Raw genomic sequence first — 25,302 nt, 5'->3', positions numbered from 1 at the left:
GGTTTCCTTCGTATCGATATGGGTTTGCTGGTGCGCTCAGGCGGTCTGCACTGGCAGGCGGGCGATCTGGGCTTCCAGCTTGGCGAGCGTGGCCTTGAAATCCGCCAGGCGCTTCTGTTCTTGTTCCACCACGGCAGCCGGCGCGCGGGCAACGAAGGATTCGTTGCCGAGCTTGCCTTCAGCCTTGGCGATTTCGCCGCGCAGACGGTCGACTTCCTTGCCCAGGCGTGCCTGCTCGGCAGCCACGTCAATCTCGACCTTCAGCAGCAGCTTGTTCTCGCCGACGATCGCAACCGGGGCGCCGGCTCCGTCCTGCTCCATGGCGGCGGCATCCGTGTAGACCTTCACTTCTGACAGCTTGCCCAGCGCTTGCACATACGGAGCGGCGGTTTGCAGGAATTCGGCCTCACCGTTGGCAAACAGCGGCACGCGCTGCGCCGGGGATAGGTTCATCTCGCCACGCAGGTTGCGGCACGCATCCACCAGGGCCTTCAGTTGCTGCACCCATTGCTCGGCCTGCTCGTCGATCTTGGTGAGTGCAGCGCGCGGGTATGCCTGCAGCGCGAGGCTCTCAGTGCCGTCGCCCTTGGCGCGGCCGGCCATCGGGGCAACCTTCTGCCAGAGTTCTTCGGTAATGAACGGGATGATCGGGTGGGCCAGGCGCAGCACGGTTTCCAGCACGCGCAGCAGTGTGCGGCGCGTGGCGCGCTGCTGGGCCGGCGTGCCGGTCTGGATCTGCACCTTGGCGAGTTCGAGGTACCAGTCGCAGTACTCGTCCCAGACGAACTTGTAGATGGCGCTGGCGATGTTGTCGAAGCGGTAGTCGGCAAAGCCTTTCTCCACTTCGGTTTCCATGCGCTGCAAGAGCGAGACGATCCAGCGGTCGGCCTGCGAGAAATGCAAGTAGCCTTCGGGGCCGCAATCACCAACGCATTCCTGCATGCCGCAGTCCTGGCCTTCGGTGTTCATCAGCACGAAGCGCGTGGCGTTCCAGAGCTTGTTGCAGAAGTTGCGGTAGCCCTCGCAGCGGCTGGAGTCGAAGTTGATGCTGCGGCCCAGTGTGGCGAGCGACGCGAACGTAAAACGCAGCGCGTCAGCACCAAAAGCCGGAATGCCTTCGGGGAATTCCTTGCGCGTGCGGTTCTCCACCTTCGGTGCGTCCTTCGGGCGGCGCAGGCCAGTGGTGCGCTTGGCCAGCAGCGGCTCCAGCGCAATGCCGTCGATCAGGTCCACCGGGTCGAGCGTGTTGCCTTCGGACTTGCTCATCTTCTTGCCTTCCGAATCGCGCACCAGGCCGTGCACGTAGACGGTGTGGAAGGGCACCTCGCCGGTGAAGTGCAGGGTCATCATGACCATGCGCGCCACCCAGAAGAAGATGATGTCGTAGCCCGTCACCAGCACGGTGGAGGGCAGGAAGTGCTTCAGCTCCGGCGTGTCGGCCGGCCAGCCCAGCGAAGAGAACGGCACCAGCGCCGACGAGAACCACGTGTCGAGCACGTCGTCGTCACGCGTGAGCGCGCCGGTATAACCCTTGGCGGCAGCTTGCGCTTTGGCTTCCTCTTCGGTGCGGCCCACGTAGACGTTGCCGGCTTCGTCATACCACGCCGGAATCTGGTGGCCCCACCACAGTTGGCGCGAGATGCACCAGTCCTGGATGTTGTTCAGCCACTGGTTGTACGTGTTGACCCACTGCTCGGGCACCAGCTTGATCTTGCCGCTCTGCACGGCGTCCAGCGCCACTTCGGCGATGGAGCGGCCTGGGAAGCGCGTGCCTTCCGGTGCCGGCTTGCTCATGGCAACGAACCACTGGTCGGTCAGCATCGGCTCGATCACGACGCCGGTGCGGTCACCACGCGGCACCATCAGCGTGTGCTTCTTTACCTCGGCCAGCAGGCCCTGCGCTTCGAGGTCCGCGACCATCTTCTTGCGTGCGTCGAAGCGATCCATGCCTGCATAGGCGGCCGGGGCATCGGCGACGATCTTCGCGTCGAGCGTCAGGATCGACAACTGCGGCAGCTTGTGGCGCTGGCCCACCGCGTAGTCGTTGAAATCGTGGCCCGGGGTCACCTTGACCACGCCGGTACCGAATTCGCGGTCGACGTACTCGTCGGCAATCACCGGGATCTGGCGATCGGTCAGCGGCAGGTGAACGAACTTGCCGATCAGGTGGGCGTAACGCTCATCTTCGGGGTGCACCATCACGGCGGTGTCGCCGAGCATCGTCTCCGGGCGCGTCGTAGCGACGGTCAGATGAGTCAGGCCGCGCACGGCGTCCGGTTCAGCCAGCGGATAGCGGATGTGCCACAGCGAGCCTTCTTCCTCTTCGCTCACCACTTCCAGGTCGGACACGGCGGTGCCGAGCACCGGGTCCCAGTTGACCAGGCGCTTGCCGCGGTAGATCAGGCCCTGCTCATACAGGCGCACGAATACGTCGCTCACAGCACGCGACATCTTCGGGTCCATCGTGAAGTATTCACGTTCCCAGTCGATCGAGGCGCCCATGCGGCGCACCTGGCGCGTGATGGTCGAGCCCGATTGCTCCTTCCATTCCCAGACTTTCTCGGTGAACTTCTCGCGGCCGAGATCGTGGCGGGAGACGCCCTGCGCATCCAGTTGACGCTCGACGACGATCTGCGTGGCGATACCGGCGTGATCCGTGCCCGGCACCCACAGCGTGTTGGCGCCCATCATGCGCGCATGGCGCGTCAGACCGTCCATGATGGTCTGGTTGAACGCATGGCCCATGTGCAGCGTGCCCGTCACGTTCGGCGGCGGGAGCTGGATACAGAAGTCCGGCTTGCCGGCTTCAAGCGTCGCACGGGATACGCCCATTGCTTCCCACGCTGCGCTCCATTTCTGCTCGATGGTGGCGGGTTCGAAACTCTTGGCGAGGGACTGGTTTTGATCGGTCATGCTGACAGGGGGCGCAAATCCGCGCAAAAAGACGATTGGCCCGGGAAAAATGCTGGGCGAAAGCTTGGAATTATACGACTTGTGCGTGTCAGCTACGGACGAGGCGGCAAAGCGGGCCGGTATAATTTGCGGATTCTGCCGAGGCTCCTCCCGCATGTCCGACCTGCTCGCCAATCTGAACCCCGAACAACGCGCTGCCATCACGCTTCCCGATGAATCAGCGCTGATCCTGGCAGGGGCGGGCAGCGGCAAGACGCGCGTGCTGACCACCCGCATCGCCTGGCTGATCCAGAGTGCGCGGGTGTCGCCGGTGGGTGTGCTGGCCGTCACGTTTACAAACAAGGCGGCCAAGGAGATGACGGCGCGCCTGCAGGCCATGTTGCCGATCAACACGCGCGCCATGTGGATCGGCACCTTCCACGGCCTGTGTAACCGCCTGCTGCGTGCGCACTACCGCGATGCCGGCCTGCCGCAGACGTTCCAGATTCTGGATACGCAGGACCAACTCTCTGCCGTCAAGCGCCTGCTCAAGTCGCTCAACATCGACGACGAGAAGTTTCCGCCCAAGAACGTCCAGTACTTCATCAACGGGGCCAAGGAGCAGGGCCAGCGCGCAGGTGATCTGGAAATTGCCAACGAGTACGATCGCCGCATGGCCGACCTCTATGCCGCCTACGACGCGCAATGCCAGCGCGAAGGCGTGGTCGACTTTGCTGAGCTACTGCTGCGCTGCTACGAACTGCTGCGCTACAACGATGCCATCCGCGCGCACTATCAGCGGCGCTTCAAGCACATCCTCGTCGACGAATTCCAGGATACGAACAAGCTGCAATACGCCTGGCTGAAGATCCTGGCCGGCTTGGGCGAGCCGGGTGTCACGCCCAATGCCATCTTTGCCGTGGGTGACGATGACCAGAGCATCTACGCGTTTCGTGGTGCGAACGTCGGCAATATGGTCGACTTCGAACGTGAATTCCGTGTCGAGCACCGTATCAAGCTGGAGCAGAACTACCGCTCGCACGGCAACATCCTCGACACGGCCAACCACCTGATCGCGCACAACTCGCGTCGCCTGGGCAAGAACCTGCGTACCGACGCCGGCCACGGTGAGCCCGTGCGCGTGTACCAGGCCGCCACGGATGGTCAGGAAGCGGGCTGGATCGTCGATGAGATCCGTGACCGCATCGCCAGCGGCATGTCGCGTTCGGAAATTGCCATCCTCTATCGCAGCAACGCGCAGTCGCGGGTGATTGAGCACGCGCTGTTTTCGGCGGGCATCGCCTACAAGGTGTACGGCGGCCTGCGCTTCTTCGAGCGTGCGGAAATCAAGCACGCGCTGGCGTACATCCAACTGCTGGAGAACTCGGATAACGATGCCGCGTTTGGCCGCGTGGTGAATTTCCCGGCGCGCGGCGTGGGGGCGCGCTCCCTGGAGTTGCTGCAGGATGCAGCCAAGCTGTATGGCATTTCGCTGGCGGCCTCGGTGCCCTATCTGACGGGTGCCGCAGGGACCAAGCTGTCCGCCTTTGTGCGTCTGATTGAGCAGATGCGTGCCGACACGCGCCAGATGACGCTGCCGGAGATCGTTCAGCACGTCATTCATGCCAGCGGCCTGATCACGCACTACCAAGGCGAGAAGGAAGGCCAGGACCGTATCGAGAACTTGCAGGAATTGGTGACCGCCGCGCAGGCGTTCGTGGCCGAAGAGGGCTACGGCGTGGATGCCATCGCCACCGCATTGCCGGTGCGCCATGACGCGCTGATCCGCATTGAAGGCGGCGAGACCGATACTGTTTCCGAACTTGTCACCGACGAAACGCCGGCGGAAATGACCCCGCTGGTCGCCTTCCTCACGCATGCCTCGCTAGAGGCGGGGGACAACCAGGCCCAGGCCGGCCAGGATGCCGTGCAGATGATGACCGTGCACGCAGCCAAGGGGCTGGAGTTCCACGTGGTCTTCATCACCGGGCTGGAAGAGGGTTTGTTCCCACATGAGAACAGCCAGATGGAGAAAGACGGCCTCGAAGAGGAGCGCCGTCTGATGTACGTGGCGATCACGCGGGCGCGCGAGCGGCTGTATCTCTCATTTGCGCAAAGCCGCGTGCTGCATGGCCAGATCCGCTACCACATCCGCTCAAGGTTCTTTGACGAGCTGCCGGAAGACACGCTGAAGTGGCTGACGCCACAGCACTCGGGGTATCAATCGACGCGCCGCGCGCAAGGCGAAAGCGGTGCCTGGGGCAAAGATTGGTTTAAGCGCCCCGAGCGCGGTGACGAAGACGCCTACACTGGTACGCGCCCGACCGGCGGCATGGACACCGGCAAGAACTACGCCGATGCCAAGCGTGCGGAGGCCACGGGCTTTCGCGTTGGCCAATCGGTATTCCACAACAAGTTCGGGGAAGGCGTTATCACGACGCTGGAAGGTGAGGGCGCCGAGGCGCGCGCCCACATCAAATTCAACCGTCACGGGGTGAAGATCCTGGCCCTGGGCATTGCCAAGCTGGACCCGATCAACTGAGCGTCGATCGGGTAGGCGTGAAGGTCAGGCCGTCGTGTCGGTGGTCTGACCCGCAGCTTGCGTCACGTTGAAGCAGCCGCGGTAGGTGGCGTAGAAGGAACAGTACAGCACGGCCATCACCAGAATCCGGTACGGCGTAGCGATGATCGGGGCGATGTTGTTGGCGCCGCTTGAGGCAAACGCCGCATCGATGAACAGCGGAATCGCAATCAGCAGGATTCCAACCAGTGCGCCGTACAGGATGAATGCCGCGCGATTGCGCCACACGGCCATCCAACTGAAGAACAGCGCCTTGCCGACCGGAATGCCGTGCCAGGCCACCAGCAGCGGTGCAAACCAGAACAGTACCGCCACCGGGATATACAGCACCGCGCCCATCACCATCGTCAGGTAGAGCTCGCGGATGGCTTCGGTGGTGGGCGGTTTGTCGCTGAATACCGCCATGAGCGTGTCGGTATCCACCATCGTCATCAGGATGCCGCTGACCACCAGCACCAGCACACCGTAGATGCCGCCGAGCTTCAGCAGACCGCGCATCGCATCCTTGCCATATGCCCGGAAGCCCGCAATGAGCGATGCTGGCCCAACGCGCTTGCCCGCCACCGTATCGCGGCAGGCCGACATGAAGCCCACGAAGATGGCCGGATTGACCAGCAGGATGGCGAACACGCCAATGGGTGCCGCCACCAGCATCAACAGGTTGACGGCAAACAGATAGATGAACAGCAGCAGCAAAAACCCGATCGGGTTCTTGCGGAACAGCCACGCACCCTGGCGCAGCCAGACGTAGCCTTGCTTGCCGGAGACTTCGATCAGTTGCATTGTTCGGGAATGTCCAGAGTCAGCCCAGCCGCATGCACTCGCTCGCGCAGCACGCGCTCGAAGTGGGTCGGGTCATGCGGCTTGAGCAGTTCGGCATCACGTGGCAGGTAGAAATCCCACAGGCGTGATACCCAGAAACGATAGGCGGCGGCGCGCAGCATGTCTTGCCAGTGCCGCGTTTCAGCATCGGTGAAAGGGCGCACTGCGTGATAGGCATGCAGCATGGCACGCGCGCGCTCGGTATCCAGCACACCGGTGGCGAGATCGATGCACCAGTCGTTGACGGTCACCGCCACGTCGAACAGCCACTTGTCGACGCCGGCGAAATAGAAATCGAAGAAGCCGCCGAGGCGCTCCGGCTGCCCATCAGTCGCAGGCTCGAACAGCACGTTGTCGCGGAACAGGTCGCAATGGCACGGACCTTCGGGCAGCGCGGCGTAATCGGCACTGGCGAAGAAGTGTTGCTGGTGAGTGAGTTCGCTCTCCAGCAGTGCGCGCGTATCGCCGTGCACGAACGGCACGACATCAGGCACCACTTCATTCCACCACGGCAGACTGCGCAGATTGGGCTGATGCCGGGTGTAGTCGCGCCCGGCCAGGTGCATGCGCGCGAGCATGTCGCCCACGATGGCGCACTCGGACACCGTCGGCGCCAGGTTGGAGCGGCCCGCCAGGCGCGTCACGATGGTGGCCGGTTTGCCGTTGAGCATACGCAGGATCTCGCCGTCGCGCCCCGGAATCGGCGCCGGCACGCTGATGTCGTGCTGCGCCAGATGCTGCATCAGATACAGGTAGAACGGCAGTTGCTCAAACGTCAGGCGCTCGAACAGCGTCACCACGAATTCGTGCGTTTGCCCGTCTTTCTCCGTGGTCAGAAAGAAGTTGGAGTTTTCGATCCCGGAGGGGATGCCGCGAAATGCGCGCACGGCGCCCACATCGTATTGATCCAGCCAGAGAGCGATCTCGGCGTCGGAGACCGGGGTGAAAACAGCCATGCTTCAGAAATGGGAAACGGGTGAAAGGAGGCGGCGCGGTGAACGGATATCGCCGCGCCGGTGCGCCTCGTGGGCGCAGGAATTCAGAACTTCAGGACGTTGACCGAGGGCACGCGGTCAATATCGCCGCGCTCGCGAATGCGCGGCGAGCTGTCTTCAGGCTTGCTCAGGTTGTAGGACGTGCCCATGCCGGATTTGACATGGATGTCCGGCGCTTGGCCTTTCTGGAAACGGTATTCCTCGACCTGCGTACCGTCGTTGTCGCGGTACTCGAAGCTCGGCTTGGCGGCTTCGTTGTGGATCGCACCTTTGGTCGGCTTGGACAGCGGCTGGTTGTTGATGGCCTTGACGTCAGGCAAGTCCAGGCCGGCGCTGTCCTGCGTCACTTCAGCGTGCACAGGCAGGGCTAGGCAGAGGGCGGCACCCGCGGCCAGCCCCGCGTGGCGCATCAGGCGTGCGGAGGCAGAAAAACGACGGGCGGCAGGCGGGTGAAGCGGCGAATCCATGATGGACTCCAGCGAGTGATCCGGGACCCTACATTCTAGCAGTCCGGCCATCCCACCATCGTCCATCTGGATGGCGCTGAATGTCACACCCAAGGTCACAGATAGAACATCTCTTCCTTGGGCGGAATCGGCGAGGTGCCTTCGCGCTTTTCGTAGAACTCGTAGACGGCGTCGAGCGCATCTTTCGGTTCGTCGACGATGCGCATGATGTCGAGGTCGTGTTCGGCAATCAGGCCCATGGGCAGCAGCGTGAAGCGGAACCAGTCCAGCAGTCCCTTCCAGAAGTGGCTGCCGAACATGACCACCGGCACGCTGCGCGATTTACCGGTCTGCACGAGCGTGAGCACTTCTGCCAGTTCATCGAGCGTACCGAAACCGCCCGGCATGACGATGAACGCGTCGGAGTTCTTCACGAAGGTGACCTTGCGTGTGAAGAAATGGCGGAACCGCATCGAAATGTCCTGATACGGATTGCCTTGCTGTTCATGCGGCAATTCGATGTTCAAGCCGACGCTGGCCGACTTGCCGGCGTGCGCGCCCTTGTTGGCTGCTTCCATGATGCCGGGGCCGCCGCCGGAGATGACTGCGAAGCCCGCATCCGAGAACAGCCGGGCGATTTCGATCGTGCGTTCGTAATACGGCGAATCCTCGCGCAGGCGCGCGCTGCCGTAGATCGAGACGGCCGGACGGATCTCCGAGAGGTACTCGGTCGCCTCGATGAACTCTGCCATAATCGTGAACATCTGCCAGGAGGCGCGCGCTTTCTTTGCGGTAGCGCGTTCTTCATCGGCAAGTGCCCGCAGGCTGGGGATCATCTTGCGGTCGGTGCGGCCTTGTGCAGCGTCGGATTTGGTGGAGGCAATCTCCACAGTACGGTCCGCACCCACCGTCACGTTGACGTCCATGTCAGCCGTGGATGCACCAGCAGCCTGCTTCGCCACGCCGCCTTCAGCGGAAGCGCCATTGTTGGAAACGCTCTCGGGCGTTCCATTCACTTTAGAGTCCATGGGAATGTCGGAAAGTCAAGAAACGCTGTTGCTCGTCGATGGCTCGAGTTATCTGTACCGTGCTTATCACGCACTGCCCGACTTGCGTAACGGAGAAGGGTTTCCTACGGGGGCCATCTACGGCATCGTGAATATGCTGCGCAAATTGCGCAGCGACTACCCGGCCAAGTATAGCGCTTGCGTTTTCGACGCCAAAGGCAAGACGTTCCGCGACGATCTGTATCCCGCCTATAAAGAGCATCGCGCGCCCATGCCGGATGATCTGCGCGCGCAGATCGAACCCATTCACGAAGCCGTGCGCGCGCTGGGCTGGCCCATCCTGGTGGTTGAGGGCGTGGAGGCCGATGATGTGATCGGCACCCTGGCTGAACGGGCGACACGGGAAGGCGTAAGAACCATCGTCTCCACCGGCGACAAGGACCTTGCGCAACTGGTGAGTGACCACGTCACGCTGGTCAACACGATGACCAACGAGACGCTTGACCCGGCCGGTGTGCAAACCAAGTTTGGCGTGCCACCCGAGCGCATCGTCGACTATCTCTCTCTGATTGGCGACACGGTCGATAACGTGCCCGGCGTGCCCAAGGTGGGCCCGAAAACGGCGGTGAAGTGGCTGACCGAATTCGGCACGCTCGACAACGTCATGGCTCGCGCGGCTGAGATCAAAGGCGTGGTGGGCGAGAACCTGCGCAACACGCTGGAGTGGCTGCCCAAGGGCCGAGAGCTGCTGACGGTAAAGCTCGATTGCGATCTGTCCAAGGAAGTGCCGACGTTCGATGCGCTGATTGACGGCGGTGAAGACAAGAGCGAGCTGGTCGATTTCTTCTCGCGCTACGGCTTCAAGACCTGGCTGCGCGAGGCGTCTGGTGAGGCGCTGCCCGATACGCGCAGCGTAGGCAGCGCACGTAAAGCCGCAACGCCCGTCAAGAACTATGCAGACAATGCTGCCGCACAACAGCAGGCCAGCCTGTTTGACGTTGAAGCGGCGCCCCAGGAGGTGAAGTACGAGACGGTGACCACCGAAGCGCAGCTTGAATCCTGGATGCAGAGGCTGGATGAAGCAGACCTCGTCTGTATCGATACCGAGACGACCTCGATTGATCCGATGCTGGCGCAACTGGTTGGCATTTCGCTATCGGTCACACCAGGGCAGGCGTGCTACATCCCGGTTGCGCATCGCGGGCCGGATGTGGCGGGGCTGGATGCAGCAGCGCAGCTCTCACGCGATGCCGTGCTTGCGCGCATGAAAACCTGGCTGGAAGACGACGCCTCAAAAAAGGTTGGTCAGCATCTGAAGTACGACGCGCATGTGTTTGCCAACCACGGCATCGCGTTGCGCGGTATCCAGCACGACACGATGTTGCAGTCGTACGTGCTCGAATCCCACCGCAATCATGGCATGGACGCGCTGGCCGAACGCGTACTGCAGCTGAAGACCATCACCTACGAGGAAGTGTGTGGCAAGGGCGCCTCGCAGATTGGCTTTGACGAAGTGCCGCTCGATCGTGCCACTGAATACGCTGCTGAAGACGCTGATATCACGCTGCGTTTGCACCGCGCGTTGTTCCCGAAGGTGGAGGCTGACGACAAGCTGGACTACGTCTACGAGCAGATCGAAATGCCGACCTCCATCGTGCTGCAGAAGATGGAGCGCAACGGCGTGCTGATCGACGGTGAGCGCCTTGCCAAGCAGAGCACCGAAATCGGCCAGCGCTTGCTGGAGCTTGAGACGGAGGCGCACGCGCTGGCCGGCCAACCGTTCAACCTGAGCTCCCCCAAGCAGATTGGCGAGATCTTCTTCAACCAGATGAAGTTGCCGGTCATCAAGAAGACCGCCAGCGGCGCGCCATCGACCGACGAAGAGGTACTGCAGAAGCTGGCGGAGGATTACCCGCTGCCGAAGCTGCTGCTCGACTACCGGGGCCTGGCCAAGCTCAAGTCCACCTACACAGACAAGCTGCCGAAGATGGTGAACCCGAACACCGGTCGGGTTCACACGACTTACGGCCAGGCCACGGCGGTTACCGGGCGCCTGGCTTCAACCGATCCGAACCTGCAGAACATTCCGGTGCGCACGGAAGAAGGGCGACGTATCCGTGAGGCGTTTATTGCGCCGGAAGGCAGCGTGATCGTCTCGGCCGACTATTCCCAGATCGAGCTGCGCATCATGGCCCATCTGTCGCAGGATGAAGGCCTGCTGCGTGCGTTCCAGGAAGGCCAAGACGTGCACCGCGCCACGGCTGCCGAGGTGTTCAACGTGACGCCGCTGGAAGTGACTGCCGACCAGCGCCGCGTGGCCAAGGTCATCAACTTTGGCTTGATCTACGGTATGAGCGCGTTCGGGCTGGCCAGCAACCTGGGCATCGGCCGCGATGCCGCCAAGCTCTATATTGACCGCTACTTCGCCCGCTACCCCGGCGCGGCGCGCTACATGGACGAGACGCGCCAGACTGCCCGCGAGCGCGGCTACGTGGAAACCGTCTTCGGTCGCCGCCTGTGGCTGCCCGATATCAACGGAGGCAACGGCCCGCGCCGCCAGGCCGCCGAGCGTGCGGCCATCAACGCGCCCATGCAGGGCACGGCGGCTGACCTCATCAAGCTGTCGATGCTAGCCGTGCAGGGCTGGCTGGAAGCCGAGGCGATGCGCTCGCGACTGGTCATGCAGGTGCACGATGAACTGGTGCTCGAGGTGCCGCAAGCCGAACTGGCCGTGGTGCGCGAGCGCCTGCCTGAACTGATGTGCGGCGTTGCGACGCTGCGCGTGCCGCTGGTGGCCGAAGTGGGGGTGGGGGCCAACTGGGAAGAGGCGCATTGATGCCTTGACTGCCTAGCCGCGCCATTAGGCGTGGCGCGGCTTTTCTTGCCAAGGCAGGCTGCGGAAGCCCGTGGCATGCGCATTCGATGATCTGTCATATCTGACTGCCTGGGGTTGCGGCGAGTTTTGCAATGCAGCAGACTGCATCTGAACGATGGTGTGATCGCAAAGATTCAAAGGCTTCAGGAGAACGATATGGCAGGGCAGACAGATGGCGCGGGCGGACCGCGCATCGTAGTGGTTGGCGGCGGCGCTGGCGGATTGGAGCTGGCAACGCGCCTGGGCGACAAGCTTGGCAAGCGCGGTGGCGCGCGAGTCGTGCTGGTTGACCGTAACCCGACCCATATCTGGAAGCCGCTGCTGCACGAAGTCGCCGCCGGTAGCATGGACCCGAACACCCACCAGCTCGAATACGCCGCGCAGGCGCGCTGGCACGGCTTCGAGTTCCAGCAGGGTGAGCTGAAAGGGCTCGACCGGGCCGCCAAGACCATCACCGTTTCCGGTAGTCTGGACGCCGACGGCACCGAGGTGCTGCCCGAGCGCGCCCTCGCTTACGACGTGCTCGTGCTGTCCATCGGCAGCGTGACGCATTTCTTTGGTGTGCCGGGCACTGCCGAGCACGCCATCGCACTGGATACCGCATGGCAGGCCGAGCGTTTCCGCCGCAAGCTCATTTCCGCGTGCATGCGCGCGCAGAATGGCGTGGGCGATGCCCGCCCGCAGGTGGACATCGCCATCGTCGGTGCGGGTGCCACGGGCGTTGAGCTGTCGGCCGAGCTGCGCAACACGGCGCACGTGTTGGCCGCCTATGGCTTGCACAAGATGGACCCGCGCCACGACATCCGCATCCACCTGATTGAGGGCGGGCCGCGCATTCTGCCGGTGCTCAAGGAGCGCATTTCCGCTGCGACTACCGATCTGCTGCATAAGCTCGATGTGGATGTCATCACCAGCGAACGCGTGACCGAGGTGACGGCCAATGCGGTCAATACTGCCAGCGGCAAGTCCATCCCGGCCGACCTGACCGTGTGGGCGGCGGGCATCCGCGCGCCTTCGGTGCTGGGCGAGTTGGGACTGCCGGTCAACAAGTTGGGGCAGGTGGTCGTGTCGCGCACGCTGCAGGTGGAGGGCGATGATTCGATCTACGCCTTCGGCGATTGCGCGAGCTGCCCGTGGCCCGAGGCGTCGACCAGCGTGCCCCCGCGTGCACAGGCGGCGCACCAGCAGGCAACGTATCTGTATAACGCGCTGCGCAGCCGTCTGGAAGGCAAGCCGGTCGGGCCGTTCGCATTCAAGGACCTGGGCTCGCTGGTGTCGCTCGGGCACTTCAGCGCGGTCGGCAGCCTGATGGGTGGGCTGATCGGGGGCTCAATGTTCATCGAAGGCCTGATGGCGCGGCTGATGTACACGTCGCTGTATCGCATGCACGTGCTGGCGCTGCACGGCTGGGTGCGCATGGCGCTCGACACTGTCACGCACTGGCTGCGCAGCAAGACCAATCCGCGTGTCAAGCTGCACTGAACACCGCGCTGCACGACACAGCACGTTACTCGGCACCGATGGGTTTGCTTCGGTAGACTAGCCGCTTCGTTCACCGTCACCGCCTTCGGGCGCTAGGAGAGTGCGATGCAGCTGGATGCAGAAGTGGAAAGTCTGGTGCCGGGCCGCAACTTTGACCGCCGCGGCTTCATGAAGACAGCGCTGGGTTCGGCGTTTGCCGCAGCGGTGCTGCCCGTGTCGGCGCAGGCCATCAAGACGGACTTCAACGGTCTGACGGCGGGCGAGGTGACTGTGCCCGTCGGCGATTTCAAGATGCCAGCGTATCGTGCCCAACCTAGTGCCCAACCCGAGGGCAAGACCAAGCTGCCGGTGGTGATCGTCGTCAGCGAGATCTTTGGCGTGCATGAGTACATCGCTGACATCTGCCGGCGTTTCGCCAAGCTCGGCTATCTGGCCATCGCCCCCGAACTGTTCGTACGGCAGGGCGATCCGCAGTCGATTGCGACGATCAGCGAGCTGCAGGAGAAGATCATCTCCAAGGTGCCCGACACGCAGGTCAGTGGTGATCTGGACGCAACGGTTGCGTGGGTCAAGCAGAACGGCGGCGATCCGGCGCGCATTGGCATCACCGGGTTCTGCTGGGGTGGGCGCCAAACCTGGCTGTTTGCCGAGCACAGCACCGACATCCGTGCCGCAGTGGTGTGGTACGGTCAGCCAAGGGGCAATCCGACGCCGCTGCAACCTGTGTTCCCGATCGACAAAGTGGACGAACTCAAGGCCCCTGTACTCGGCATGTACGGTGCCAAGGACACGGGTATTACGCAGGACTCCGTCAACGCCCTGAAGACAGCGTTGGAGGCATCCAAGAACCCCAAGGCGCATGCGTCGCGCATCATCGTCTATCCGAATTCGGGACACGCATTTCATGCCGACTACCGGCCCAGCTATGTGAAGGCCGATGCGGAAGACGGCTGGAAGAAGTGCATCGCCTGGTTCAAGGACCACGGCGTCGAGTAGGAGTAGGCGCTTCGTCCTTCCAGCAAGAAAGGCCCCACGTGGGCCTTCTCTCTTTTTGGCTGTGCTGGCAAAGGTTCACAAAGGGGCATACAATGCGCCTCTTCTTGCAACTCTGTTGCGTTTGTTGGCGCTGATAGCGTCATCTGCGGCGTCACCCTTGGCATGACCCTCGATACCACTCTGTTAGGCATTCTTCTGGCGACCGCATTGTCCGGCATTGGCAGTATGGCGGGCGCTGCCGTGCTGTCGCTCACCGTGCTGTCGCGCGTGGTCGATCGCATGGTCAGCTTCTCCGTTGGCGTGCTGCTGGCGACATCGCTGTTGCACTCGTTGCCTGAGGCCTTTGAGGCACACAACGGCATTGAGCCGAACACACATGCACTGTTCGCCACGTTGCTGGCCGGGCTGCTGGGGTTCTTCCTGCTCGAGAAAATTTCGCTAATCCGCCACTCGCACCACCACGAGGGCGATGGGCACGGCCATCACCACGGACATGATCGCCAGGAAGCTGGCCGCAGCGGCATGATGATCCTGGTGGGGGATGGCCTGCACAATTTTTCCGATGGCATCGTTATTGCCGCCGCGTTCCTCGCCGACACCAAAGTCGGCATCGTTACCGCGCTCGCAATTGCAGCGCACGAGATCCCGCAGGAGATCGGCGACTTCATGGTGCTGCTCAACGCAGGTTTCTCCAAGACCCGTGCCTTTGTCTACAACCTGATCTGCAGCGTCTGCGCGCTGGTGGGGGCGGTGCTCGGCTACTACCTGCTGGATCGCCTGACCTCGTGGATTCCGTACGTGCTGGTGGTGGCCTCCAGCAGCTTCATCTACATCGCTGTCTGTGATCTGATGCCGCAAATGAAGCGCCGGCCGCGCAAGCAGGAATCTGCGATCCAGGTTGCGCTGATCGCAGCAGGTGTCCTGATGATTTTCCTGCTGACCAATGGCCTGCATGGCCATGCGCACTGACGCATCGCTAGCGCCCAACAAAAAGCCCGGTGAATGCCGGGCTTTTTGCTACCTGCGAGATGTGCCCACTATGGGTTCGGCCCCGTTGCCACCGGGCGTGCCGGATCGCTGCACCATTCGCTCCACGAGCCGGCGTAAAGGGCGGCACCGGTCAGGCCGGCAATCTCCATGGCCAGCGCGTTGTGGCAGGCGGTCACGCCTGAGCCGCATTGCAGCATCGTATCGGCGGGCTTGGCGCCGGCCAGCACGGCAGCAAAGTCGGCGCGCAGCTGTTCGGCCGATTTGAAGGTGCCGTCGGCCTGCAGGTTGTCGCGGAAGAAACGGTTGCGTGCGCCGGGGATGTGGCCGCCGACAGGGTCCAGCGTTTCGTTCTCGCCGCGGTAGCGATCCGGCGCACGCGCATCGATGACAGGCTTGTCGGTGTGTCCCAGGTATTTCTGCACGATGTCGGCATTGACCAACGCCGCGAGCGACGGCTTGCGTGTCAGCTTGCCGGGTGTGGCGTTGAGCTGCGGCTCGTCGGGCACGATCTTGTTGACGGGGTAGTGCGCGGCTTCCCACGCTTGCAGGCCGCCATCCAGCACAGCCACATCGGCGTGGCCGACCCAGCGCAGCAGCCACCACAGGCGCGCGGCGTACATGCCGCCCTGCCGGTCATAGGCGACAACCTGCGTGTCGTCGTTCACGCCCAGTGCCTGCAGGCGTGCAACCAGCGCATCGGCATCGGGCAGCGGGTGCCGGCCGTTGGTGCCGGTTTTGGGGCCGGACAGTTCGTTGTCCAGGTGCAGGTAGAACGCGCCCGGAATATGGCTGGCGTGGTACGCATCGCGCCCGGCGGCCGGGTTGGCGAGATCAAAGCTGCAATCGACGATGACTAGCGTGTTTGGCGCGCTTTGCTGCAGCGCGGCCAGTTGCGCAGCGGTCATCAGGGTGGCGTAGCGAGCGCGTTCGCTCATATCAGCAATCTCCAGGGGCGACTAGCAATCAAACTTCCGGGTGAATCTCAGCTTCTGGTCCGGACACGGCTGTCTGCGGGGTTGGGTTTTCGGCACCCGACTGCCGGGCGCGCATGACGGTGGTGACGATGCCGCTACCAATGATGAGGGCCATGCCCAGCCACGATAGCGCGTTCAGGTGATCGTTCCACAGCAACATCCCCCAGCCGCTCGCAAAGACGATGCCGGTGTACTGCAGGTTGGCGGTCAATAGTGTGTTGCCGCGCTTGTAGGCGCGCGTCATTGACGTCTGTCCGAGCGTGGCCAGGAGGCCTACGGCCAGCAGCAGGCCGGCACCAGACCATGTGTGCGATTGCGCGCCGTCGATGAGCATCCATACGCCACCGGCGATGGCGCTCAGCAACGAAAAATAGAACACGATGCGTGCTTCGTTTTCACCCAGGTCACCGAGTTGGCGCACCTCTACATACGCCAGCGCCGTGAACACCCCTGAGACGAGGCCGATCATGCCGCCGGCAAGCGCAAGTTGCGATCCGCCCACGCTCGGTTGCAGAAGACAGACCACCCCCACGAATGACATGACGATGGCCACCACCATACGTCGGTCCGCCCCGCCGGGCTTACCGGCCAGCGCCGCGCCCGCGCCGATGATGAGTGCAATCCACACCGGCGACATGTAATTCAGCGTCATGGCGGTGGCCAGCGGCAGCAGGCTGATGGAGGTGAACCACAGCAGCAGCGAGGTCACCCCAAACACGCTGCGCTTGATGTGCGACAGGAAATACGGCGTGCGGATGCCTTGCCCGGAGCGTTGCAGGATCGCGCCCATCAGCAAGACGCCAATGATGCTGCGGTAGAAGACGATCTCGCCCGTGCTGTAGTGCGCAGAGGCGAGCTTGACGCACACGCCCATCGCCGAGAAAGCGAATGCCGCAAGAATCATCCACAGCGATTGGCGTGAGGAACTGTCGACCGTCTGGGCGGCCGTGTCGTTGACTGCGGTGGTGGTATCGGCGGACATGGCGAGGGAGGGCGAAAAAAAACGGTGCGGGCCACGCGGGCCGCACCGTTCGTATTGTGACGCGGAAGGCGGCAGATGCCTACCTTCAGTAATTCATGACACGTCGATACCACTCGTGGAAGTGCTGCATGCCGTCTTCCATGGGCGACTGGTAGGGGCCGACTTCGCTTACACCGCGCTTCATCAGTGCCAAGCGGCCGGCGTCCATGCGCTCGGCGATCTCGTCGTCCTCGATGCAGGTTTCCATATAGGCGGCACGCTCGGCCTCGACGAACTCGCGCTCGAACAGGACGATCTCTTCCGGGTAGTAGAACTCGACCACATTGCGCGTCTTGTTCGGGCCCATCGGATGCAGCGTTGAGACCACCAGCACGTTCGGATACCACTCGACCATCACGTTCGGGTAGTACGTCAGCCACACCGCGCCGTACTTGGGCATCTCGCCGTTGTTGAAGCGCAGTACGGCGTCATGCCACTTCTGGTACGTGGGCGTGCCAGGCTTGCGCAAGCCAGCGTGGAGGCCGACCGTCTGCACGCTGTGCCACTCACCGAATTCCCATTCCAGGTCGTCACACGAGACGAACTGGCCGAGACCCGGGTGGAAGGGCACGACGTGGTAGTCCTCGAGGTACACCTCGATGAAGGTCTTCCAGTTGTAGTTGCACTCGTGCACCTCGACGTGGTCGAGCATGTAGCCCGAGAAGTCGAGGTCGCGCGCCACGCCCAGGCGAGCGAGGTCTTCGCGCACGTCGCGCTTGCCCTCGAACAGCAGGCCGTTCCAGTTCTGCAGCGGCGAGCGCGATAGGTGCACGCACGGTTGCCGCTCGAAGTGCGGCGCGCCGAGCAGGTCGCCCTGGAGATCGTATGTCCAGCGATGCAGCGGGCAGACGATGTTCTGGGCATTGCCGCGCCCATTGAGCATGATTGCCTGCCGATGCCGGCACACGTTGGAGAGCAGTTCGACGCCGTTCGGATTGCGCACCAGCACGCGGCCTTCGGCCTCGGCGGCAAGCGTGTGATAGTCGCCGACTTCCGGAACCATCAACTCATGGCCGACATAACCCGGGCCATGCTTGAACAGACGTTCGATTTCAGTTTGATACAGCGCCTCGTCAAAGTAGGCAGAGACGGGCAACTGGGTTTCAGACGGCACCAGGTTCAGTGCGGCGCTGAGATTGGACATTATCCCCACTCCCAATAACGGTGAAAGTAGTGAACAACCCAACCATCGAAAAATTCGATGAAAAATTCGATTTGGGAAAGGACGCCATCGGCAGGTCGCCAGGGTCTGTTGAGATAGGAAACGAGCGCTGTCGGCCCCCGCTTGGGCCAACGACCATACGTTTGATGGGCCAACAGACCCAAACCACCATGCGGAACGGCGCAGCGCCACTCCGGCCTTTGGAGGAAAGGGGGCGATTGTACCCCAGGGGATTAGATAAGTCCCTGATTTTCGACATCTTTCGGCTGTCAGTCAGAGGGTTGTCAGCCGGGTGCCTCCCCTGCGCATGGCTGCAAACCGCTGTCCGGCGCCTTGCGCAATGTGCGCAGAACGCACGCGGAATTGCCGTAAAATGGCGGATTGTCCTTTTCTGATTCACAACTGGCATGCCCCGTGCCCCAGGCGTTGCTTCGAGCGACGCGTCCGCCTCCCCATCCGCCACGCCGGCTTCCTATGAAGCAGCCATGGCCGAACTCGAAACCCTCGTTGCCAGCATGGAATCGGGCGAACTGCCACTGGAGGCCTCGCTTGCGGCGTATCGCCGCGGGGCCGAACTGGTCAAGTATTGCCAGCAGGTGCTGGAGCGCGTTGAGCAGCAGGTCCGTGTGCTCGACGGCGACGCCCTGAAACCGCTGGCCGACGACAGCAACACGAACGAACAGGGCGGTGCATGAGCGCGCAGGTCCAATCCGAGTTCGTCCAATGGATGACGTCCGTGGTCGCACGGACGGAAACCGCACTGGAGCGCGCTTTGCCGGCCGAAACCGTGGTGCCGCAACGCCTGCATGCTGCCATGCGCTACGCCACGCTAGGTGCCGGCAAGCGCGTGCGCCCGCTGCTAGCGCATGCTGCCGGCGCATTGGGCGAGGCGTCGCCCGAAGCACTCGATGGCGTGAGCTGTGCGGTGGAGATGATCCACGCCTATTCGCTGGTCCATGATGACATGCCCTGCATGGACGACGACGACCTGCGCCGCGGCCGTCCGACCGTGCATCGCGCCTATGATGAAGCGACGGCGTTGCTGGTGGGGGATGCGCTGCAGACACAGGCCTTTATCGTGCTGGCTGAGCTGGGCGCAGTAAACCCCGCGACCCGTGCGGTGCTGGTGGGCGAATTGGCGCGTGCGTCGGGTTCGCTGGGTATGGCGGGTGGTCAGGCAATCGATCTGCAGAGCGTAGGCATTGCGCTGTCGCAAGAAGCACTGGAGGCAATGCACCGCATGAAGACCGGTGCACTGCTGCGTGCCAGTCTGCGCATGGGGGCGCTGTGTGCCGGCGCGAATGCCGCGGCGCTGGAGCAGGTAGATGCTTACGCGGGTGCCGTCGGCCTGGCGTTCCAAGTGGTCGACGATATCCTCGACGTGACGGCCGATACCGCGACGCTGGGCAAGACTGCCGGCAAGGACGAGGCCAACGACAAACCGACCTATGTGTCCATCCTCGGGTTGGACAAGGCCCGGGCACTGGCCAATGAGCTGCACGCTGCTGCGGGTGCGGCGGTTACACAGCTCGCCCGAGAATTGGGCGAGGCACGTACCGTTCGGTTGGCCGAGATGGCCGACTTGATCGTGCGGCGTGGCCACTGAACAACATTGCGTTGGGGGTAGAGCCCAACGCCAAAACGCCTGAGCGGCGGTCCCACATGACGTACGAACTTCTGAAAACCATCGACGATCCGGCCGACCTGCGCCGACTGGACCGCCGCCAGCTCGGCCCCCTGGCCAGCGAGCTGCGAGCCTTCGTGCTCGATTCCGTCTCGCAGACGGGCGGCCATTTGTCGTCGAACCTGGGCACGGTCGAGCTGACCATCGCGCTGCACTACGTCTTCAACACGCCGGAAGACCGCATCGTGTGGGATGTTGGCCACCAGAGCTATCCGCACAAGATCCTGACTGGTCGCCGCGAGCAGATGGGGTCGTTGCGTCAGCTCGATGGTATTTCCGGCTTCCCGCGCCGCAGCGAGAGTCCTTACGACACGTTCGGCACGGCGCACTCGTCCACGTCGATCTCCGCTGCGCTGGGCATGGCCCTGGGCGCCAAGACCAACGGCGAAGACCGCGTCGCCATTGCCGTGATTGGCGACGGCGCCATGACCGCCGGCATGGCCTTCGAGGCCATGAACAATGCGGGCATCTACAAGAACCTGCCGTTGGTTGTGGTGCTCAACGACAACGACATGTCGATCTCGCCGCCGGTGGGGGCGCTCAACCGTTACCTTGCGCGTCTCATGAGCGGCCAGTTCTACGCCGCCACCAAGAAGGGCGTGGAGAAGCTGCTGTCGGTGGCGCCGCCGGTGCTCGAATTTGCCAAGCGCTTCGAGGAACACACCAAGGGCATGTTTGTGCCGGCCACGATGTTCGAGGAGTTCGGCTTCAACTACATCGGCCCGATTGACGGACACGATCTCGAGTCACTCGTGCCGACGCTGCAGAATATCCGCAAGCGCGCGCTGGAAGGCGGCGGGCCGCAGTTCCTGCACGTGGTCACCAAGAAAGGCCAGGGCTACAAGCTGGCCGAGGCCGACCCGATCCTCTATCACGGCCCGGGCAAGTTCAATCCGCAAGAGGGCATCAAGCCGGCCACGCGCCCGGCCAAGGTGACGTACACGCAGGTGTTCGGCAACTGGCTGTGCGACATGGCTGCCGCTGACAAGCGCCTTGTCGGTATCACGCCCGCCATGCGCGAGGGCTCCGGCATGGTGGAGTTCGAGCGGCGTTTTCCGGATCGTTACTACGACGTTGGCATTGCCGAGCAGCACGCCGTGACGTTTGCCGGTGGCCTCGCGTGCGAAGGCCTAAAGCCTGTCGTTGCCATCTATTCGACGTTCCTGCAGCGCGGCTATGACCAGTTGATCCACGATGTGGCGCTGCAGAACCTGCCGGTGGTGTTTGCGCTGGATCGCGCCGGCCTGGTCGGTGCGGATGGCGCCACGCATGCCGGTGCCTATGACATCGCCTACCTGCGTTGCATCCCCAATATGATGGTGATGACGCCGGCGGACGAGAACGAATGTCGTCAACTGCTGAGCACAGCGTTTGCGCAGGACTGCCCGACGGCGGTGCGCTATCCGCGCGGTGCAGGCACGGGTGTCACGGTGCAGCCAACGCTCGAACCGCTGCCGCTGGGCAAGGCCGAGGTGCGCCGCGCATCAACGGCTCCGGCAGGGCAGCGCGTCGCGATCCTGGCATTCGGTTCGATGGTTGCGCCGGCTTCTGCTGCAGCGGAGCGTCTGGATGCGAGCATCGTCAACATGCGCTTCGTCAAGCCGCTCGACGTGGCCTGCGTGCTGGAAATGGCGCGCACGCACGATTACATCGTCACGGTGGAAGAGGGCTGCGTGATGGGCGGCGCCGGCAGCGCCTGCGTGGAAGCACTGGCTGCCGCCGGTGTGGCAACGCCCGTGCTGCAACTGGGCCTGCCCGACCGCTTTGTCGACCACGGAGACCACGCGGCGCTGCTGGCGCAATGCGGGTTGGATGCCAACGGCATCCTTGCTTCCATTCGTGAGCGCTTTGATGTGCAGCCGCGGGCAGCGGCACCGCGTGTCGCCTGAGTCACCTTGCGTTTGCGTGATAGGCAGATTCAATCACCCGCATAGCGCATGCGGGTTTGAGTAGTTGACTGCAGAGGTAGGAAATTTCCCTTACACTCCGCCAGTCCAATTTGTAAATTGTGTGCGCAGTCGCGGGATGGGTTGATCAGATCACTTGAGGAGTGGTCACCGTCAGCCAGATTCCGCGGTTTCACACTCGTTGCGTTCCGGCCGACTGCGATGGCCGGGCGACCGTAAAGGAAACCGATCATGAACGATATGAACCCGGCTTTTGCGATGCCGGATGTGCAGTCCAGCCACGACACCCGCCAGATCCCGATTCAACGCGTGGGCGTGCGTGGCGTGCGTTACCCGATGTCGCTGCAGACCCCGTCGGGCGTGCAGAACACCGTCGGCACGTACAACCTGGATGTGCATCTGCCTGCCGACCAGAAGGGCACGCACATGTCGCGCTTCGTCGCGCTGCTTGAAGAAGAGCGCGAGCCGCTGAATCTGGCCCAATTCCAGCTCCTGCTGGAAAAGATGCTGGAAAAGCTCGAAGCCGACGCCGGCCGCATCGAAGTCCATTTCCCGTATTTCGTCAGCAAGACAGCCCCGGTGTCGGGCGTGCAGTCGCTGATGGACTATGAAGTGACGATGATCGGCGAAGTGCGCGACGGTCACACCAAGGTCCGCGTCAAGGCGCTGGTGCCGGTGACGAGCCTGTGCCCGTGCTCGAAGAAGATCTCGCAGTACGGCGCGCACAACCAGCGCTCGCATATCACGATCGACGCCGAGCTGGCTGCCGATACGCCGGTTGAGTCGCTGATCCGCATGGCGGAAGAAGAAGCCTCGTGCGAACTGTGGGGCCTGCTCAAGCGTCCGGACGAGAAGTTCGTGACCGAGCGTGCTTACGAAAACCCGAAGTTCGTGGAAGACCTGGTGCGCGACATCGCCATGCGCCTGAACCAGGACGACCGCATCGTCGCGTACACGCTGGAAGCCGAGAACTTCGAGTCGATTCACAACCACAGCGCCTATGCGCTGATCGAGCGCGACAAGCGTCTCGACAAGTAATTGATGGCGCAGTAACGAAAAAAGCCGCTCAACCGAGCGGCTTTTTTCATGCGCGTGATGCGTGGGGGATGCGAATGTCTTCCAGATCCCAGCGCGGCGTGACGCCGTAGCCGTAGCCGTCCTGCACTTGCGAGGGATCGGCTTGGAGCCGCATCGCGCCGGCAAAGGCGATCATCGCGCCGTTGTCTGTGCAGAACTGCAAGTCGGGGTAGTAGACGCGCAGACCGCGCTTCTTGCCCTCGGCGTTCAGGCCTTCGCGCAACTGGCGGTTGGCGCCTACGCCACCGGCCACGACGATGCGCTTGAGCCCATGCTCGCGTGCGGCACGGAGTGTCTTCTTGACGAGCACTTCGACGATGGCGTCGACAAACGCACGGGCCAGGTCGGCACGCGGCTGATGGCAGGCCTCGCTGTCGGTCAGGTTGAGCTTGCGCACCTGCGTGAGCACAGCGGTCTTCAGGCCTGCGAACGAGAAATCGAAATTGCCTGAATGCAGCATCGGGCGGGGCAGGTCGAACACGCCCGGGTTGCCGAACTCGGCCAGGCGAGAGACAGCCGGACCACCGGGATAACCAAGGCCGAGCAGCTTGGCGGTCTTGTCGAAGGCTTCACCAGCGGCATCGTCGAGCGTTTCGCCCAGCAGCGTGTACTGGCCGACTGCGTCGACGCGCATCAGTTGCGTGTGCCCACCCGAGACGAGTAGCGCCAGGAACGGAAATTCGGGGCGCTCCGCCTCCAGCAGCGGTGAAAGCAAATGCCCCTCCAGGTGATGCACGCCCACCAGCGGCTTGCCCAGCGCAAACGCCAGTGCATTCGCCACCGAGGCGCCGACCAGCAGCGCACCGGCCAGCCCCGGGCCCTTCGTATAGGCGATGGCGTCGATGTCTGCGCGCGTGGCGCCGGCCTTGCCGAGCACTTCTTCCAGCAGCGGAATCACGCGACGGATGTGGTCGCGCGAAGCCAGCTCAGGCACGACGCCGCCGTATTCGCGGTGCATGGCGATCTGCGAATACAGCGCATGCGCGCGCAGGCCGTCGGCCGTGTCGTACAGGGCGACACCGGTTTCGTCACAGGAGGATTCGATGCCGAGGACCAGCATGGCAGGCGTGGGTGAGGAATGGGAAGGCCGCTGAAGATAGCACAAGTTAAAATGCGCGGTTTCCTCAAGAATAAGGCGGCGCGGCGATCATGATGCGGTGCGATGTAGCGGTGATCGGCGCGGGCGCGGCCGGGATGATGTGCGCGGCTGTGGCCGGGCAGCGCGGCGCGCGCGTAGTGCTGATCGACCACGCGACCAAGCTGGCCGAGAAGATTCGCATCTCCGGCGGCGGGCGCTGCAACTTCACCAACGTCAACGCGGGGCCAGCCAACTACCTGTCGAATAACCCGCATTTCTGCCGCTCGGCGCTGGCGCGGTACACGGCACAGGATTTCATCAGCCTCGTCTCCAGCTACCGCATCCCGTACCACGAGAAGCACAAAGGCCAGCTTTTCTGCGACGACAGCGCGGAAGACATCATCCGCATGCTCGAAGCCGAGTGCGAGAAGGGCAACGTCGTCTGGCGCACCGGCTGCTCGATCGCTGAAGTGAGCAAAGATGGCGATGCCTACCGTCTATCGACCAGCGCGGGCGAGATCATCGCCGGCAAGCTGGTGATCGCCACGGGAGGCTTGTCCATCCCGAAGATTGGCGCGACAGATTTTGGCTATCGCATTGCGCGGCAGTTCGGGCTGAAGATTGTCGAGACGCACCCGGCGCTGGTGCCGCTCACGTTCAACGCCGAGCATTGGGCACCGTTTTCGGCGCTGTCTGGTGTGTCGATGGAGGTGGATGTGACGGTCGCGCAGCCCGCAGGCGCGGGCAAGGGGGGGAAGAAGGGCGCTGCCACGACGTTCCGCGAAGACTTGCTGCTCACGCATCGCGGCTTGTCTGGCCCGGCTGTGCTTCAAATCTCAAGCTTCTGGAATTCCGGCCAACCGCTGAACATTGACCTGTTGCCGGACACCGACGCCGCGCAGTGGCTGTGCGAGGAGAAAACCGGTTCGCGCAAGCAGCTCGGAACGGTGTTGGCGCAGCGCTTGCCAGAGCGCGTCGCGCAGGCATGGTGCGCCACGCATGGCGCGAATCCTCATGCGCAAATTGCCGACTTGCCCGACAAGCTGCTGCGTACGCTGGGCGGCGCGCTTAACCGCTGGCAGCTGACGCCTTCCGGCAGCGAGGGCTACCGCAAGGCTGAAGTTACACGCGGCGGCGTCGATACGCGTGCGCTGTCATCCGCCACCATGGAGGCACAATCTGCCCCCGGCCTGTACTTCATCGGCGAGGTGGTCGACGTGACGGGGTGGCTGGGCGGCTACAACTTCCAGTGGGCATGGGCATCGGCCGTGGCAGCTGGTGAGGCAGCGTCTGCGGGCTGATCCCCCTCCGAT

Annotated in this window: 19 protein-coding genes; 10 read left to right on the top strand and 9 right to left on the bottom strand. The window is 63.1% G+C overall.

All coding sequences use genetic code 11. From position 1 onward, the window contains the following. Window positions 1-36: 36 nt before the first annotated feature. On the bottom strand, window positions 37-2,913 hold the full coding sequence (locus R2N11_RS01290) for a valine--tRNA ligase (protein ID WP_316679852.1): 2,877 nt from the start codon (window positions 2,911-2,913) through the stop codon (window positions 37-39). 154 nt (window positions 2,914-3,067) lie between these two features. Between R2N11_RS01290 and R2N11_RS01285 the strand changes: the two genes are divergently transcribed. Beyond that, complete coding sequence (locus R2N11_RS01285) at window positions 3,068-5,434, top strand: UvrD-helicase domain-containing protein (RefSeq protein WP_316679851.1); 2,367 nt, start codon at window positions 3,068-3,070, stop codon at window positions 5,432-5,434. Between the two features lie 24 nt (window positions 5,435-5,458). Here R2N11_RS01285 and R2N11_RS01280 read toward each other — a convergent pair whose 3' ends face one another. From R2N11_RS01280 to R2N11_RS01265, 4 genes are all read right to left on the bottom strand, one after another. After that, a complete protein-coding gene (locus R2N11_RS01280) occupies window positions 5,459-6,256 on the bottom strand; it encodes a BPSS1780 family membrane protein (RefSeq protein WP_199030202.1) in 798 nt (265 codons plus the stop codon). Then, window positions 6,247-7,251, bottom strand: coding sequence for a homoserine kinase (locus R2N11_RS01275; RefSeq protein WP_199030203.1), 1,005 nt, complete (start codon window positions 7,249-7,251; stop codon window positions 6,247-6,249). The genes R2N11_RS01280 and R2N11_RS01275 overlap by 10 nt, the downstream gene beginning before the upstream one ends. Window positions 7,252-7,334: 83 nt before the next feature. After that, window positions 7,335-7,757: a hypothetical protein gene (locus R2N11_RS01270; RefSeq protein ID WP_199030204.1), complete on the bottom strand. Its 423-nt coding sequence runs from the start codon at window positions 7,755-7,757 to the stop codon at window positions 7,335-7,337. A gap of 95 nt (window positions 7,758-7,852) precedes the next feature. Continuing rightward, a complete protein-coding gene (locus tag R2N11_RS01265; protein WP_199030205.1) occupies window positions 7,853-8,764 on the bottom strand; it encodes an LOG family protein in 912 nt (303 codons plus the stop codon). 4 nt (window positions 8,765-8,768) lie between these two features. Between R2N11_RS01265 and polA the strand changes: the two genes are divergently transcribed. The 4 genes from polA (at window position 8,769) to R2N11_RS01245 (ending at window position 15,065) form a co-directional block, all read left to right on the top strand. Next, a complete protein-coding gene (gene polA, locus R2N11_RS01260) occupies window positions 8,769-11,579 on the top strand; it encodes a DNA polymerase I (protein ID WP_316679850.1) in 2,811 nt (936 codons plus the stop codon). Between the two features lie 195 nt (window positions 11,580-11,774). Beyond that, complete coding sequence (locus R2N11_RS01255; RefSeq protein ID WP_199032812.1) at window positions 11,775-13,100, top strand: NAD(P)/FAD-dependent oxidoreductase; 1,326 nt, start codon at window positions 11,775-11,777, stop codon at window positions 13,098-13,100. 105 nt (window positions 13,101-13,205) lie between these two features. Beyond that, window positions 13,206-14,096, top strand: coding sequence for a dienelactone hydrolase family protein (locus tag R2N11_RS01250; RefSeq protein WP_199032811.1), 891 nt, complete (start codon window positions 13,206-13,208; stop codon window positions 14,094-14,096). 162 nt (window positions 14,097-14,258) lie between these two features. Then, window positions 14,259-15,065 (top strand): ZIP family metal transporter, encoded by an 807-nt coding sequence (locus tag R2N11_RS01245; RefSeq protein ID WP_199032810.1) that lies wholly within the window; start codon window positions 14,259-14,261, stop codon window positions 15,063-15,065. A gap of 68 nt (window positions 15,066-15,133) precedes the next feature. On the opposite strand, the gene R2N11_RS01240 is transcribed toward R2N11_RS01245, so the two are convergent. The 3 genes from R2N11_RS01240 to R2N11_RS01230 form a co-directional block, all read right to left on the bottom strand. Beyond that, entirely contained in the window at window positions 15,134-16,021 is an 888-nt protein-coding gene (locus tag R2N11_RS01240) for a sulfurtransferase (RefSeq protein WP_316679849.1), read from the bottom strand. 28 nt (window positions 16,022-16,049) lie between these two features. Further along, a complete protein-coding gene (locus R2N11_RS01235) occupies window positions 16,050-17,042 on the bottom strand; it encodes a DMT family transporter (RefSeq protein WP_430715402.1) in 993 nt (330 codons plus the stop codon). Between the two features lie 85 nt (window positions 17,043-17,127). Continuing rightward, on the bottom strand, window positions 17,128-18,225 hold the full coding sequence (locus R2N11_RS01230; RefSeq protein ID WP_199032808.1) for an aromatic ring-hydroxylating oxygenase subunit alpha: 1,098 nt from the start codon (window positions 18,223-18,225) through the stop codon (window positions 17,128-17,130). A 425-nt stretch (window positions 18,226-18,650) separates the two neighbouring features. Between R2N11_RS01230 and R2N11_RS01225 the strand changes: the two genes are divergently transcribed. The 4 genes from R2N11_RS01225 to folE2 all read left to right on the top strand — a co-directional run bounded on the left by R2N11_RS01225 (window position 18,651) and on the right by folE2 (window position 22,872). Next, window positions 18,651-18,938 (top strand): exodeoxyribonuclease VII small subunit, encoded by a 288-nt coding sequence (locus R2N11_RS01225; protein WP_316679848.1) that lies wholly within the window; start codon window positions 18,651-18,653, stop codon window positions 18,936-18,938. Then, a complete protein-coding gene (locus R2N11_RS01220; RefSeq protein ID WP_316679847.1) occupies window positions 18,935-19,849 on the top strand; it encodes a polyprenyl synthetase family protein in 915 nt (304 codons plus the stop codon). The genes R2N11_RS01225 and R2N11_RS01220 overlap by 4 nt, the downstream gene beginning before the upstream one ends. 56 nt (window positions 19,850-19,905) lie before the next feature. Next, window positions 19,906-21,816, top strand: a complete 1,911-nt coding sequence (dxs, locus tag R2N11_RS01215) for a 1-deoxy-D-xylulose-5-phosphate synthase (protein WP_316679846.1) — start codon at window positions 19,906-19,908, stop codon at window positions 21,814-21,816. 249 nt (window positions 21,817-22,065) lie between these two features. Next, window positions 22,066-22,872 carry a GTP cyclohydrolase FolE2 gene (gene folE2 / locus R2N11_RS01210; protein WP_048931898.1) on the top strand — a complete coding sequence of 269 codons (807 nt, stop codon included), beginning with the start codon at window positions 22,066-22,068 and terminating at the stop codon, window positions 22,870-22,872. 46 nt (window positions 22,873-22,918) lie between these two features. On the opposite strand, the gene tsaD is transcribed toward folE2, so the two are convergent. Continuing rightward, entirely contained in the window at window positions 22,919-23,971 is a 1,053-nt protein-coding gene (tsaD, locus tag R2N11_RS01205) for a tRNA (adenosine(37)-N6)-threonylcarbamoyltransferase complex transferase subunit TsaD (protein ID WP_199027788.1), read from the bottom strand. An 89-nt stretch (window positions 23,972-24,060) separates the two neighbouring features. Between tsaD and R2N11_RS01200 the strand changes: the two genes are divergently transcribed. Then, the gene (locus R2N11_RS01200) at window positions 24,061-25,290 is read left to right on the top strand and encodes a BaiN/RdsA family NAD(P)/FAD-dependent oxidoreductase (RefSeq protein ID WP_316679845.1); all 1,230 of its coding nucleotides are present in this window, start codon (window positions 24,061-24,063) and stop codon (window positions 25,288-25,290) included. Window positions 25,291-25,302 lie beyond the last annotated feature (12 nt).

The sequence above is a fragment of the Ralstonia flaminis genome (assembly GCF_958415495.1).
GTDB classification, from domain to species: domain Bacteria; phylum Pseudomonadota; class Gammaproteobacteria; order Burkholderiales; family Burkholderiaceae; genus Ralstonia; species Ralstonia flaminis.
The sequence above is the reverse complement of the archived record's forward strand: the minus strand, read 5'-3'. Positions and strand labels throughout refer to the sequence as shown.

What these genes read in the sequence shown, in the direction of transcription:
- tsaD (WP_199027788.1), bottom strand. Translation starts at nt 23,971, where the DNA reads ATGCTGGTCCTCGGCATCGAATCCTCCTGTGACGAAACCGGTGTCGCC.
- R2N11_RS01230 (WP_199032808.1), bottom strand. Translation starts at nt 18,225, where the DNA reads ATGTCCAATCTCAGCGCCGCACTGAACCTGGTGCCGTCTGAAACCCAG.
- polA (WP_316679850.1), top strand. Translation starts at nt 8,769, where the DNA reads ATGTCGGAAAGTCAAGAAACGCTGTTGCTCGTCGATGGCTCGAGTTAT.
- R2N11_RS01200 (WP_316679845.1), top strand. Translation starts at nt 24,061, where the DNA reads ATGATGCGGTGCGATGTAGCGGTGATCGGCGCGGGCGCGGCCGGGATG.
- R2N11_RS01285 (WP_316679851.1), top strand. Translation starts at nt 3,068, where the DNA reads ATGTCCGACCTGCTCGCCAATCTGAACCCCGAACAACGCGCTGCCATC.
- R2N11_RS01240 (WP_316679849.1), bottom strand. Translation starts at nt 16,021, where the DNA reads ATGAGCGAACGCGCTCGCTACGCCACCCTGATGACCGCTGCGCAACTG.
- dxs (WP_316679846.1), top strand. Translation starts at nt 19,906, where the DNA reads ATGACGTACGAACTTCTGAAAACCATCGACGATCCGGCCGACCTGCGC.
- R2N11_RS01255 (WP_199032812.1), top strand. Translation starts at nt 11,775, where the DNA reads ATGGCAGGGCAGACAGATGGCGCGGGCGGACCGCGCATCGTAGTGGTT.
- R2N11_RS01280 (WP_199030202.1), bottom strand. Translation starts at nt 6,256, where the DNA reads ATGCAACTGATCGAAGTCTCCGGCAAGCAAGGCTACGTCTGGCTGCGC.
- R2N11_RS01235 (WP_430715402.1), bottom strand. Translation starts at nt 17,042, where the DNA reads ATGTCCGCCGATACCACCACCGCAGTCAACGACACGGCCGCCCAGACG.
- R2N11_RS01225 (WP_316679848.1), top strand. Translation starts at nt 18,651, where the DNA reads ATGCCCCGTGCCCCAGGCGTTGCTTCGAGCGACGCGTCCGCCTCCCCA.
- R2N11_RS01265 (WP_199030205.1), bottom strand. Translation starts at nt 8,764, where the DNA reads ATGGACTCTAAAGTGAATGGAACGCCCGAGAGCGTTTCCAACAATGGC.
- R2N11_RS01290 (WP_316679852.1), bottom strand. Translation starts at nt 2,913, where the DNA reads ATGACCGATCAAAACCAGTCCCTCGCCAAGAGTTTCGAACCCGCCACC.
- R2N11_RS01250 (WP_199032811.1), top strand. Translation starts at nt 13,206, where the DNA reads ATGCAGCTGGATGCAGAAGTGGAAAGTCTGGTGCCGGGCCGCAACTTT.
- R2N11_RS01275 (WP_199030203.1), bottom strand. Translation starts at nt 7,251, where the DNA reads ATGGCTGTTTTCACCCCGGTCTCCGACGCCGAGATCGCTCTCTGGCTG.
- R2N11_RS01220 (WP_316679847.1), top strand. Translation starts at nt 18,935, where the DNA reads ATGAGCGCGCAGGTCCAATCCGAGTTCGTCCAATGGATGACGTCCGTG.
- R2N11_RS01245 (WP_199032810.1), top strand. Translation starts at nt 14,259, where the DNA reads ATGACCCTCGATACCACTCTGTTAGGCATTCTTCTGGCGACCGCATTG.
- folE2 (WP_048931898.1), top strand. Translation starts at nt 22,066, where the DNA reads ATGAACGATATGAACCCGGCTTTTGCGATGCCGGATGTGCAGTCCAGC.
- R2N11_RS01270 (WP_199030204.1), bottom strand. Translation starts at nt 7,757, where the DNA reads ATGGATTCGCCGCTTCACCCGCCTGCCGCCCGTCGTTTTTCTGCCTCC.